The 12,510-nt window shown below is 52.2% G+C and carries 14 protein-coding genes; 7 read left to right on the top strand and 7 right to left on the bottom strand.

Going from position 1 to position 12,510, the window contains the following annotated elements; genetic code table 11:
• Positions 1-32 precede the first annotated feature (32 nt).
• Positions 33-932 (top strand): 1,4-dihydroxy-2-naphthoate polyprenyltransferase, encoded by a 900-nt coding sequence (locus EVJ22_RS10940; RefSeq protein ID WP_071399164.1) that lies wholly within the window; start codon positions 33-35, stop codon positions 930-932.
• A gap of 20 nt (positions 933-952) precedes the next feature.
• Positions 953-1,504: a beta-class carbonic anhydrase gene (locus EVJ22_RS10945; RefSeq protein WP_071399165.1), complete on the top strand. Its 552-nt coding sequence runs from the start codon at positions 953-955 to the stop codon at positions 1,502-1,504.
• Positions 1,505-1,549: 45 nt separating this feature from the next.
• Here the strand turns inward: EVJ22_RS10945 and EVJ22_RS10950 are convergent, their stop codons facing one another.
• The 4 genes from EVJ22_RS10950 to EVJ22_RS10965 form a co-directional block, all read right to left on the bottom strand.
• Complete coding sequence (locus EVJ22_RS10950; protein WP_071399166.1) at positions 1,550-2,497, bottom strand: YihY/virulence factor BrkB family protein; 948 nt, start codon at positions 2,495-2,497, stop codon at positions 1,550-1,552.
• 69 nt (positions 2,498-2,566) lie between these two features.
• Entirely contained in the window at positions 2,567-3,046 is a 480-nt protein-coding gene (locus tag EVJ22_RS10955) for an NUDIX hydrolase (protein WP_071399167.1), read from the bottom strand.
• A 23-nt stretch (positions 3,047-3,069) separates the two neighbouring features.
• Positions 3,070-3,996 carry a carbohydrate kinase family protein gene (locus tag EVJ22_RS10960; RefSeq protein ID WP_071399168.1) on the bottom strand — a complete coding sequence of 309 codons (927 nt, stop codon included), beginning with the start codon at positions 3,994-3,996 and terminating at the stop codon, positions 3,070-3,072.
• Between the two features lie 118 nt (positions 3,997-4,114).
• Positions 4,115-6,025, bottom strand: coding sequence for a heavy metal translocating P-type ATPase (locus EVJ22_RS10965; protein ID WP_071399169.1), 1,911 nt, complete (start codon positions 6,023-6,025; stop codon positions 4,115-4,117).
• 197 nt (positions 6,026-6,222) lie between these two features.
• Between EVJ22_RS10965 and EVJ22_RS10970 the strand changes: the two genes are divergently transcribed.
• Positions 6,223-7,167 carry a DMT family transporter gene (locus EVJ22_RS10970; protein WP_131441097.1) on the top strand — a complete coding sequence of 315 codons (945 nt, stop codon included), beginning with the start codon at positions 6,223-6,225 and terminating at the stop codon, positions 7,165-7,167.
• Between the two features lie 133 nt (positions 7,168-7,300).
• Positions 7,301-7,603, top strand: a complete 303-nt coding sequence (locus tag EVJ22_RS10975) for a hypothetical protein (protein ID WP_016510464.1) — start codon at positions 7,301-7,303, stop codon at positions 7,601-7,603.
• A gap of 41 nt (positions 7,604-7,644) precedes the next feature.
• On the opposite strand, the gene EVJ22_RS10980 is transcribed toward EVJ22_RS10975, so the two are convergent.
• Genes EVJ22_RS10980 through yfkAB form a run of 3 tightly spaced genes read right to left on the bottom strand, consistent with a single transcriptional unit; the run spans position 7,645 to position 10,180 of the window.
• Complete coding sequence (locus EVJ22_RS10980) at positions 7,645-8,787, bottom strand: MFS transporter (RefSeq protein WP_016510467.1); 1,143 nt, start codon at positions 8,785-8,787, stop codon at positions 7,645-7,647.
• 38 nt (positions 8,788-8,825) lie between these two features.
• Positions 8,826-9,020, bottom strand: a complete 195-nt coding sequence (locus EVJ22_RS10985; RefSeq protein WP_233589689.1) for a hypothetical protein — start codon at positions 9,018-9,020, stop codon at positions 8,826-8,828.
• Between the two features lie 53 nt (positions 9,021-9,073).
• The gene (gene yfkAB / locus EVJ22_RS10990) at positions 9,074-10,180 is read right to left on the bottom strand and encodes a radical SAM/CxCxxxxC motif protein YfkAB (RefSeq protein ID WP_071399171.1); all 1,107 of its coding nucleotides are present in this window, start codon (positions 10,178-10,180) and stop codon (positions 9,074-9,076) included.
• A gap of 85 nt (positions 10,181-10,265) precedes the next feature.
• On the opposite strand from yfkAB, the gene EVJ22_RS10995 reads away from it, so the two are divergent.
• The 3 genes from EVJ22_RS10995 (at position 10,266) to cdd (ending at position 12,350) form a co-directional block, all read left to right on the top strand.
• The gene (locus EVJ22_RS10995) at positions 10,266-10,475 is read left to right on the top strand and encodes a hypothetical protein (protein WP_016510454.1); all 210 of its coding nucleotides are present in this window, start codon (positions 10,266-10,268) and stop codon (positions 10,473-10,475) included.
• Entirely contained in the window at positions 10,472-11,848 is a 1,377-nt protein-coding gene (gene rlmD, locus EVJ22_RS11000) for a 23S rRNA (uracil(1939)-C(5))-methyltransferase RlmD (RefSeq protein ID WP_070328938.1), read from the top strand. Before EVJ22_RS10995 ends, rlmD begins: the two co-directional genes overlap by 4 nt.
• Positions 11,849-11,942: 94 nt before the next feature.
• The gene (gene cdd / locus EVJ22_RS11005; RefSeq protein WP_131443918.1) at positions 11,943-12,350 is read left to right on the top strand and encodes a cytidine deaminase; all 408 of its coding nucleotides are present in this window, start codon (positions 11,943-11,945) and stop codon (positions 12,348-12,350) included.
• Positions 12,351-12,510 lie beyond the last annotated feature (160 nt).

The following is a 12,510-nucleotide window of genomic DNA, read 5'->3' on the forward strand; positions in this document are numbered from 1 at the left end:
GGAGACGTAAACTAACGAAGGGAGGGAAGTAGATGAAGAAGAGAGAGAAAGGTGCTTATTGGCGCATGATTCGTCCGCACACACTGACGGCGAGCTTTATTCCGGTGCTGTTAGGAACGTTTATCGTCGTCGGTCAAACCGATTTGAAATGGGGTCTGTTCTTGGCGATGCTCATCGCCTCGGTCTTGATTCAAATCGCGACGAATTTATTTAATGAATACTATGACTACAAACGCGGGCTCGACCACGAGGGCTCGATTGGAATTGGCGGCTCGATCGTGCGAGACGGGTTCACGCCGGGTCAAGTGCTCGGCATCGCGCTCGGGATGTATGGCGTCGCGGGAATTCTCGGCCTATACATTGCCGCTTCGACGAGCTGGCATTTGCTTTGGATCGGAGCGTTGTCGATGGTGGTCGGCTATCTGTATACGGGTGGCCCGCTTCCGATCGCGTATACGCCGTTCGGTGAACTCGTCGCCGGATTGTTCATGGGCTACGTCATCATCGGGATTTCAGGATATATTCAAATCGGCACGGTGACGACTGAGTTGTTGCTCGTGTCGTTCCCGATGGCGCTCTTGATCGGGGCGATTTTACTGGCCAACAATATTCGAGACTTGGATAACGATAAGGTGAACGGACGACGCACAATCGCGTGTCTCGTCGGACATCGCCGAGCAGTGCTCGTTTTGGCCGGATTCTTTATCGTTGCGCTGATTGGTATCCTCGTCGCCGTATTCGTTTACGGGGTGACGCCTTGGGTATTGCTTTCGCTATTGACCGTTCCGATCATGATTCGTGCGGTGAAGCGTTTCTGGGTGAAACGCGAGCCGGCCGACTTGATGCCGGCGATGGCGATGACGGCGAAGGTCAACACGTTGTTCGGGGCTTGGATGGTCATCGGGTTGATCGTCGCACGCGTTATCGCATAAACATAGAGGAGGGAAACGATATGTCAGTCGTCAAAGACATGCTTGCGTTCAATGAACGGTTCGTGACAGAGAAGCGGTATGAGCAGTATGTGTCAGATAAATTTCCCGATAAGAAAATTGTCATTTTAACTTGTATGGACACACGGTTGACGTCGCTATTGCCACATGCGCTCGGTTTGAAGAACGGCGACGCGAAAATCATCAAAAACGCGGGCGCGGTATTGTCGCATCCGTTCGGATCGGTCATGCGTTCGATTCTCGTCGCCTTATACGCTCTCGGTGCGGAAGAAGTGGTCGTCATCGGGCACTACGATTGTGGCATGGCCGCTATCGACCCGAACGCGGTCATCGGCGAGATGGAGCGGCGCGGAATTGAGCCGCAGACGTTACAGACGCTCAAAGCCTCAGGCATGAACTTGGAGAAGTGGTTGCACGGCTTTGACTCGGTCGAGGCGAACGTCGTCAACTCGGTCAGTCTGATCAAAAACCATCCGCTCCTGCCACCGGCCACGAACGTCTACGGATTTGTCATCGATCCAGGGACGGGTCGACTCGATGTCGTAGAGGCATAATCATCCATGCAAAAGGCGAGCTCTCTCAACGGAGCTCGCCTTTTGTCATCCGTACGTGTTGACCGGAATATCTTTGTAGTCATCTTCGTCCGAGTCTTTCGACTTGGACTTTTTGTTTTTCTTATAGTTTTTCTCATACTCCTGCTCGCTCGGGGTTTTGAAGAAGCATTGCCACGTGGCGTTGATCTCAGAGCCGATCAAAATGATCATGCCGGTCAACTGCAGCCAAAGCAACGTGACGATGATGCCTCCTAGTGACCCGTACGTCGAATCGTAGTTGCCAAAGTTCGAGACGTACAGGCTAAAACCGAGTGAGACGAGCTGCCAAGCGATGACGCCGAAGATGGCGCCGGGGACGGTGCTTTTCCAAAATACGTGTTGTTGCGGTGCGATCTTATAAAAGATCGACAGCGTCAAGATTAAGATGACCGTCGTCAGCACGTAACGGAACACGTTGATCAAGACGACTTCGGCACCGGAAATCGGGAGGTAGTCTGAAATGAATCCGATGATCTGTGAGCCGAACACGTTCGAAATGATGAGCAGCAAGACGCCGACGCCGAGGAGGAACGTCAAGCCGAGGGCGATGCCTTTACTGACGAAGAAGTTGCGTTCGTTGTCCTCACCGTACGCGTGGATTGCCATATTGATCAACCGTTCGACCCCTTTAGAGGCCGACCAAATCGCTAAAATCGCACCAATCGAGAGCAGTCCGCCTCGTGGCTCGCCGATCGCCTCAAAGATCCCTGATAAAAAATCGGTCGCCGCCGAACCTGGCGCTAGGTTATTTAGCTGTTCTTGAAACGACGCTTGCGTGATATCGAAGAACGAGAGCAACGCTAAAATAAAAATGATTCCCGGGAAAATCGATAAGAACCAAAAAAAAGCGAGCGTTGCGCCGTAATCTTGAACGTCATGCTCTTTAAAACGACGAAACAACTCTTTCCCGAAGGAGAGCCAATTCTTTTTTTCTTTCACTTCTGTAGTGTCCATGCACATATCCTCCTGAACGTTATCGTTAGAAACTATCTTTCCCGATTTGTCAGCAGGTTACACATTGATTCAGTCTTCGGCTAACGTTTTGTCAAAGAATCGTTCTGGAGTGGTGGTGAGCAGCTCGGCTAAAGAAGGGGGTCTGACCGGCAGGCGGCTCAATGCGCTCCGCTTCACCCAAATCGGTGTGTACGAGCCGTTCGTCTGTTCAGCTTGGAACTCTTCGCCTGTACCGGTTCCGAATTCGCCACTTGTGACGCGGGCCCAAAAATAAGGATTCAATTCACCGTTGAAGGCGACGTAGGCGGCGACTCCTTCAAGCTCGACGTGGACGCCGAGTTCTTCATAAGCTTCACGGACGGCAGTTTCTTCAGCCGTATGGCCAAACTCGACACCGCCGCCAGGGAAGACGTAATAGAGTGCGTTTTCTTTTTCGCGTCGAATGAGCGCGACCTCGTCGTGTTCGTTCGTGAGGATGATGGCGCTGCGTAATTTTGTTCTGACCAATGGGATCGTTCCTTTCGGTAGCTTATAGTGAACAAAACGCATCGACTCACCGTCGATGCGCTTTGTTAATCTGTCGTCGTTTGTTCTAGCGATTCGTACATATCAGAAGTCAAACCGTTCTCGTGAGAACCGATGACTTTTGCGGCGACGCGCATGCCGAGGCGGAGCGCGTCTTCGATCGAATGATGTTTCATCAATTCAGAGATGACGGCCGAGAAGAATGAATCACCGGCGCCTGTTGAATCGGCAACTTTGACTTTCGTCGTCGGGACGTGTCCTTGCTCGTTCGTCCGGAGATCGACGTAGACGGCACCGAGCTCGCTCATCGTGACGATTGTGAGCGGCGCACCTTTCATCGCGAGCACTTCGGCGACGCGCAATGCGTCATCGACGGTGACGATTGACATATCAGACAGGATTTCGGCTTCTTCACGGCTACAGATGAAGCCGGTGAAGCCTTGAAGCAAGTGGCGATTTCGCTCGATGACGGACAAATGACCGCACACCCCGTAAAGCGGGAGCTTCATCTCGCGACAAAGTTCAATCGTCTCATTCAAGACGTTGACCGACAGATCGAGGTCGATGGCGACGGCTTCGCTTTCGGCGAACACCGTATCGATTCGGCGGAGGATACATTGTTCCATCATCGCTTCATCTGGTTGTTTCGAGATCGAGGTCTGGAGGTCGCCGTTATTGTCCATGACGGCGAGCCACATGCCCATACCGTTATCTTCAAGCAGGTCGACATGATCGACGTTGACGTTTAAGTCGCGAAGCTCTTGAAGGACACCCATCCCGATTTGGTCGTTTGTGACGGTTGACACGAACCGGACGTCGTTACCGAGGATGCCTAAGTTTTGCGCGACGTTACGGCCGGTTCCGCCGTTCGAGAACGCGATGTCTCCGACGTTTTTCGCATCTTTATGAAGCGGGGCGAACGATGTTCCTTTAATATCGACAAACACTTTGCCGATCACTGCAATCGTATTCATATGCTGTACCACCTTTAGCCAATCATCTATCTGTTATCGGTCTGTTAGACACACTGTTTCCATTATAGCGAAACCGTCATTCGCTTTCAATGACGGTTTCAAACGTTGTCGAAATTTGTCAGTCCCATGAAGAACTGAGCAAGCGCAGTCCGTTCAAAATGACGAGAATCGTTGACCCTTCATGACCGACGACGGCGAACGGCATGACGAGCAGCTCGAAGATGTTCGTCGCGATCAAAACGAGGATGACACCGAGGGCGAACACGACGTTCTGCAAGACGATCCGGTTCAATTTACGAGATTGCTCGATTGCTGAACTCAAGCGGACGAGGTCGTTTTTCATGAGGACGACGTCAGCCGTCTCGAGTGCGGCGTCGGTTCCTTCGCCCATGGCGATCCCGACATCTGCTGTCGCGAGGGCCGGGGCGTCGTTGATGCCGTCGCCAATCATCCCAATCGTGCCGTACTCTTGTTTTAACAGCTTGATTTGTTCAACTTTCTCTTCTGGGAGGCATTCGGCGATGTAGCGGGTCAAGCCCGCTTCCGTCGCGATGGCGCGTGCCGTTGCTTCATTGTCGCCTGTGATCATGATCGTCGCGATCCCGAGATGGTTCAAGCGCTCAATCGCTTGTTTGGCTTCCGGGCGTAACGTGTCACGCAGTGCGAATGCACCGATCGTCTGCTTATCGTCACTGACGAAGACGAGTGTGTGTCCGGCGGCTTTTAACCGTTCGACATCTTCGCGGTAGAAGTCACCGCTCCGGTCGGCGAACTTTTGTTTACCGACCCGGTAGGAAGTGCCGTCAATCGTCGCCTCGATGCCTGAACCGGTGATGTCTTTAAAGTGATCCATGTCTCCCGTGTGTTTGCCTGTGAACTTGACGAGCGCCTCGGCGAGCGGGTGCATCGAATGTTCTTCGATCAAACTGACGACGCGGTAAACGTCTTCTGCTGCCATATCAGGATGAACCAACGCCGTTTGGACGACCGGCTTACCGATTGTGAGCGTCCCTGTCTTATCGAATGCGATCGCTTTGAGACGTCCCATGTTTTCAATGTGGACACCGCCTTTGAACAAAATCCCGTGTTTAGCAGACGAGGCGATGGCGGCAAGCGCGGCTGGTGTGATCGCTGCTACGAGGGCACACGGTGAGGCGACGACGAGCAGGATCATCCCGCGGTATATGCTCGTCTCGAGCGACCACGAAGTGAGGACGGGACCGAGCAAGATGATGGCCGTGACCGAGATGAGCACGATTTGGACGTATCGTCCCTCGTAGCGGTCGATGAACTGGGCCGACGGCGATTTTTCTTCTTGGGCTTGCTGCACCATTTGAATGATTTTTTGGAACAACGTCTCGGTAGCGAGTTTCGTCACCGATAACGTGAGCACCCCGTTCAAGTTAACACTTGAACCGAACACTTCATCGCCGACGGTCCGATCAACCGGAATCGATTCCCCGGTGATGGCGGCTTCTTCGATAGAGGCGGTCCCGCTCAAAATGCGCCCGTCGACCGGGATACGTTCGCCCGGCCGGACGTAAATCCGGTCGCCGACTTTTAAATCATCGATGTGCACAACTTCGAGACCGCCGGCTGCATCAAAACGGGTCGCTTGTTCCGGTTGGAGTTCCATTAACGATTCGAGCGCACGCTCGTTTTTGTTCAGCGTGTAAGTCTCGAGCGCTCCGGATAAGGCGAAGATGAAGATGAGGATCGCGCCCTCCATCCAATAGCCGATCGAGGCGGCGCCGATCGCCGCGATGATCATGAGTAGCTCGACGTTCAATGAATGGGTTTCCCACGTATCGGTCAGTCCTTCTTTGGCTTTGGCATAACCGCCGATCAAGAAGGCGCTCAAGTAGAGTGTGACGTAAATCGAAGGGGCTCCGCCTTGTCTTTCTGTGAAATATGCGAGTACAATCAATACACCGCTGATGAGCGCCATGATGAGCTCGATATGTTCGAACCAGTTTGCCCGTTTGAAGACGTGGCTTTTTTCTTGTGCAGTAGTTGCGTGTACGTTCATAGTAGACACCTCTTTCTAATTGAGAATATATATCAGTTAAATGATAATGAATGAGGATGATTATCATTATCTTTCTTTGTTTAAAGGGCTTATCATCCATTTTTGAAATTCCCTTGTTTATAATGATTATCATGTAAGTCTATTTTAACACCATTCATAACAACTCACAAACTAAAAGATTAAGGAGATTTCGTGTCATGCAAAATATTTTTCAACGCTCTTGGAGCGTCACGCTGTTGGCGTTGTTCAACACGTTTTTATGGGGGAGTGCTTTCCCGTTCATTAAATTAAGTTATGAGGCGTTAGACATCGGAGCAGGCGAGTACGGCCAACAACTGTTCTTTGCCGGCGAACGGTTTTTACTGGCCGGTATTCTGTTGCTCGTGATCAGCCGGCTCGTCTTCAAGCGGCCGATTCGATTAAATCGGGAAAAGTTGAAGGCATACGCACATTTAGGGGCGTTCTTGACGTTTTTGCAATATCTGTTCTTCTATATCGGATTGTCCATCTCGACCGGGGTACAAGGGTCGATCATCGCCGGCTCGACATCATTCTTTCAAATGGCGCTTGCCCACTTCCGTTATGAAGATGATCGGTTGAACCGGTTGAAAGGCATCGCGCTCACTCTCGGCTTCTCAGGAATCGTCATCGCGAACTGGCCAACAGCAAGCTCGGAAATCGGTTTTGGAATCGGTGAAATTCTTCTCATCTTGGCGATGGTGTCTGGCGCGTTCGGAAACTTGGTCGCGAAAGATTACTCGCGACATCATGACGTCGCCCCGATGACCGCTTGGGCGATGGTGATCGGTTCGCTCGGTCTGTTGATTGTCGGATTTATCCTTGACCCAGGAGGCGTGTTCTTGCCTTACACGGTGAAGACACTATTGTTCCTGTTATACCTCGCATTGTTATCAGCGATTGGTTTCACGTTGTGGAACACGCTCATGAAACACAACCCGGTGAGCCGGGTGTCGCTCTATATGTTCTTTGTTCCCTTGTTCGGCGTCTTGTTATCGAGTTTACTGCTCGGTGAGACGATTCCTTGGAACGCGCTCGTCGGGTTGCTATTCGTCATCGCCGGCATCTACTTGTCAACGTATTTTCAAGGTCGTCGTCGGCCGGGCGGCTCTGCCGCGAAATGAGTTCGAGGTACAGTTGACGGAAGTTTATTCTCATGGCAAAATATATTAAAAATTCTGAAAATTTTCAGTTGTGAATCAGTCTTCGTTGTAAAGACTTGCGTACGACAAGTTAACAGAAGGGAGGGTTTGTGCCATGACGAGAAATTTGATTGTCCGAAACATCCTCGTGTCACGCCAGCCGCGAGATGAGTACGTCAAGTACGTGATGAAGTGCGTGAGTCGCGGATTGAAAGAACATCACGACCAAGTCGATGTGCGCGCCGTTAGGCAAGGCGACGATATCCAGACGAAGTGGCAAATCAATGACCGCGTCATCGAGGTGACGCTCAAGTCCGACGTATTGGCATCACTCGATACGGAGCCATTCGCTCTTGATGAGGTGTTCATCCGAGCGTTCGAACGAAACGATGTCAGAGTCGGGCCACCAAACGAATGACAAACGAAAAGGATGAATCTCCGCGGAGGTTCATCCTTTACTTATGCTTCGATTGGTTTAGCTTTTGACGTGAATAGGCTGATCGACAGGATGCCGAGGATTAAGGCGTACATGAGGAAATATACTTCTTTAGGCAACGCGACCCAAAACGCACCGATCATCGGACCGCTGATCGACCCGACACTGAACGAGATGCTGTACAGCATGTTGCCGGTCGGTAAGAGTGAGCGGGGCAACACTTCCGTCATATGGGCGAGGCCGAGCGAATACGTGGAACCGAGTCCGGCACCGGCCAAGGCGAACAAGACGAGCAGCCACAAATAGTTGTCGACGGCGAGGTTCGCGAGGGCGAACAAGAGCGTACCGAGCGTCAAGACGATTTGCAGGACGCGTTTCTTCCCGAAGTGGTCGGCGAGCCGTCCGAGCGGCAACTGGACGATGATGGACGCGACGATGAACGTCGTGATGAGCGTGCTCGTCTGCGCGAGCCCGATGTCGTTACGGACCGTGAAGATCGGCAAGTTCGCATTCAGGCTCGCTTCAAGAAAGCCGTATGTAAAAGCCGGAAGCAGCGTGTACCCGGCACCGATCAAGACGAGGCGGATGCGTCCGGTCGAGTCCGTCTTCACTTTCTCCGCCTCGGGGTACTCGTTGTCGACCTTGAAGATAAGGAAGAGTGATCCGAGACAGAAGAAGATCAAAACGAGGAACGGGAGCCAAAAGTGAATATCGACGAGCGGGGCGATCAACGGACCGACCGCGAACCCGAGACTGAACGACATCCCGTAATACGCCATCGCCCGGCCGAGACTCCGTTTCTCGCTCACCGACGTGACCCACACTTGCGAGCCGTAGTGAAGCGCCGAGTCCCCGAATCCGATGACGAAGCGCATGACGGCCCACATGAGCAGTGACGGCCAAAGCGGTAAAAAGAACGTGGCGAGCGCCGTCAACACGATGCCGAGGACGATCGTCGGGCGGAATCCGTATTTGCGGACGAACCGTTCGAGTAGCGGTGCCGAGACGATGATGCCCAAATAGAGCATCGTCGCGTTCAGTCCGTTCAGCCAGGCCGGGTTGCCGTCACGTTCGATTAATGTGGATAGTAAAGGGATGAGCGCCCCTTGAATCAAGCCCGAAATAAAAACGACGAGCAATAAGATCGAAAAACGAAACCGTTCCATAGGTCACCTCACATACAAAAATAAAAAGCTGAGAGGTCTCAGCTTTTTGGTTCATCAATCGGTTGAGGAGTATGATTTATTTGTAACAACTCATCGTCCCAACTGCCTTGACTGAACACTTCATCATGGTCTACTTTGTCCGAAACGAATGCGGCTGTCAATAAGATGCTGAGCACGCCTCCGAAAATGATGATTCCCATGACGGTAACGATGAACACATAGATCGCTGTCATCATCGAACACCTCGATTCGTTTTATATACTAAATATTTCCCGAATCGAAATAATTAAAACGAGTGGGCGACACGTTGTCTAAAGTCGACTGTCGGATAGTACGCTTGTTTGACGAGTGCGTTCGGTCCGAGGCATTTGACGGCGGGACAATGGCACGACAGTGTGGCGTTCAACGCGCTGTTCGTCCATTGATCGTACGCGTCTTGGAACGACGTATCGTACAACGTGCCGAGTGTGCCGAGTTCGTCGCCGAAGTCGGTGACGATGATCTGACCGTCAAAAATGTTCGTGTTCAACCGGGAGCGTCCGTCCGGGTCGTTGCGGACCGTCACGTTTTTCGCAGTCGAGAGTCGCCGCAGTAAGGCGCGGTCGGCTTCTGAGTCCGAGCAGGCGTAAAACGGCAACGTTCCAAACAGCATCCAGACGTTCTCGTCCCGAATGTCGAGTACGTCATGGATAGCTTGACGGATCTCGTCGAGAGAGGCTGACTCGAGCGCGCTAGCGAAGTCTGCGGGGTACATTGGGTGCAATTCGTGGCGTTGACAACCGAGCGAGACGATTTCCTCGTGAATCTCTTTTAAATGGGGGATCGTCCGCTTGTTGATCATCGTCTCGGCCGATACGATGACCCCTTCGGCCGTGAGGGCTCGGGCATTGTCCTTCATCGTCTGAAGCATCTTGAGCCGAGCGGATTCGCTCGGCTTGCGGTCCATCATCGCGAAACCGCCCTCTAAGAAATCGGCGTCCGTTCCCCAATTATGAGAAATGTGCAAAACGTCGAGGTAAGGGGTAATAAGATGATAGCGAGATAACGGCAACGTCAAGTTCGAGTTGATCTGTGTGCGGGCACCGCGCTCCTTAGCGTAGCGTAGAAGCGGGACGACATAGTTTCGAACTGACTTCATCGACAGCATCGGCTCACCGCCCGTGATCGAGAAGGCGCGCAAGTGCTCGATCTCGTCGAGGCGCGAAATCAACAGTTCGAGCGGGACCTCGGGTTCTTCCGTTTGATCGAGCATATAGCCGACCGCACAATGCTCGCAGCGCATATTGCATAGTTTCGTCGTCGTCACTTCGACGTTCGAGAGAACGAGTCGACCGAACTCGGTTTGATCGAGATACGCTTCCCACGGATCGAACGTCGTCGAGATGTTTTGCATGTGGATTCCACCTTTTTATCAAGTTACACGAAATAGTATGCTATAATAACAACTCTTTGTCACTAAGCGAAGGAGCGATCATGAGATGGGTAAATCACGAACAGATACGGCAGGAAAAATGAACGTGTTAAAATCGAGAACGGAGTTACTGTGCTTATCAGTCAACACGTTAGACGAATTCACGACGCCAGAGGATTTGCATCGATTGTTAGCTGATATTGATTCCTTACGTGCGAAAGTCGTACGTTACGCCAAAGATTTAGAACAAGTATCTCGAAAGGATGAAACACATTGAAATTGATCGTAGGAGAACGTGCAAGCACGAAAGCAGAACGGTTAGGCATTAACGGGGAGGGCATCGCGATGATCAATCGGATGGTCATCTTTATCCCGAACCTGTTACCAGGGGAACGAGCCGATATCGAAATCACGCGCATCGAACGAAACTATGCCGAGGCGCGGGTCACGAAGCGACACAACGACTCGCCGGACCGGGTCAAACCGCCGTGTCCAATTTATGACGAATGTGGCGGTTGCCAGATTCAACATATGAGTTCACGTCTGCAAATGGACTATAAAGAAGACATCGTCCGCAACGCGTTCCGTCAGAAGACGAAGTTGAACGTCGATAAGTCCGATATCCGTCCGACGAAAGGGATGGAAAACCCTTGGTACTATCGTAATAAGTCCCAATTCCCGTTGTCAGTCCAACGCGGCGAAATCGTCTCAGGCCTCTACAAGCCGAATTCGAACGACCTCGTGCCGATCGAGCACTGCATGGTGCAACAACGTGATACGACGAACGTCAACAACGCCATCGTCCGTATTTTGAACGAGCTCGACATCCCGGTCTATGACGCGAGACGTGACGTCGGTTTTGCCCGGACGATCGTCGTCCGTTCAGGTTACAAGACGAACGACGTTCAAGTCGTTCTCGTCGTCGGGAGTGAGGACGTACCGAACTTGGATACGCTCAGCGACCGCATCATGGAATTGCCGAACGTCGTCTCGTTCCATATCAACATCAACTCGAACCGGTCGGGCGTCATCTTCGGTTACCGAACGGTCCACATCGCCGGTCAAGATAAGATGGACGAGCAGCTAGACGACGTGCATTACCACTTGTCGCCACGTGCTTTCTTCCAACTCAATCCGGCCCAAACCGAAGTCATGTACCGTGAAGTCGTCGAGGCGGCCGGTCTGACTGGTGAAGAACGCGTCATCGATGCGTACGCCGGTGTCGGTTCAATCGGACTTTGGCTCGCACCGCACGCGAAAGAGATTCGCGGGATGGAAGTCGTACCTGAAGCGGTTGAAGACGCAAATGCTCACATGCGTGAGAACGGCTACAATCATGCGACATACGTCGAGGGGCGCGCTGAACATTGGATTCCGCGCTGGGTGAAAGACGGGTGGATTCCTGACGTCATCGTCGTCGACCCGCCGCGAACAGGTGTGGACCATCAGCTCCTAAACGCGATGATTTCTTCGAAAGCGAAACGGATCGTCTACGTGTCATGTAACCCGCAGACGCTCGTGCGCGACGCGGATCAACTCATGAAAGCCGATTATAAGGTCAACTACGTCCAACCGTACGATATGTTCCCGCAAACGGCTCACGTCGAATCGATTGTCGTCTTCGAGAAAAAGAAGAAGAAAAAATATTGACGGGACCATGAAAACGCTTGTCAAGAAAACGTTTTCACGTTATAGTTCAGATGTCAGACTTCTTTTTTAAATTCAAGAAGCGGAGGAACATTCAATGATTCCACATGAAAAAGTTCAAGAGCTCGTTCATAAGGCGATTGACGCGCGGTCGCGCGCATATACACCTTACTCGAAGTTCAACGTCGGTGCCGTCGTCATCGATGAGACGGGTAAGGAAATCTTAGGTTGTAACGTCGAGAACGCGTCGTACGGTTTGTCGATGTGTGCGGAACGGACTGCCATCTTCAAGGCGGTGTCGGAAGGCAGCAAGTCAATCGACACGGTCGTCGTCGTCGGAGACACGGACGGCCCGATCTCGCCATGTGGCGCTTGTCGTCAAGTCATCGCCGAGTTTGCGAGTGACGACTTCACGTTGATCTTGGCCAACATGGCCGGTGAGACGAAAGTGATGACAAAAGAAGAGATGCTGCCATACGGCTTCTCGCCAAAAGACTTAACATGAAAATAAGGATGCGGACAACTTTGTCCGCATCCGCAGCTTGTTGACTAACATCAATAGAATCGCTCGTCCTTCCGGCGCCCACGCTTTCCGCAGGCAATCCCGGAGCCGCATCGCGACTTATGTCGCTGCTGGGTCTCCGTTGGATTGCTTTCCTGCAGGA

The sequence above is a fragment of the Exiguobacterium sp. SH0S7 genome, assembly GCF_004337195.1.
GTDB lineage: Bacteria > Bacillota > Bacilli > Exiguobacteriales > Exiguobacteriaceae > Exiguobacterium > Exiguobacterium aurantiacum_A.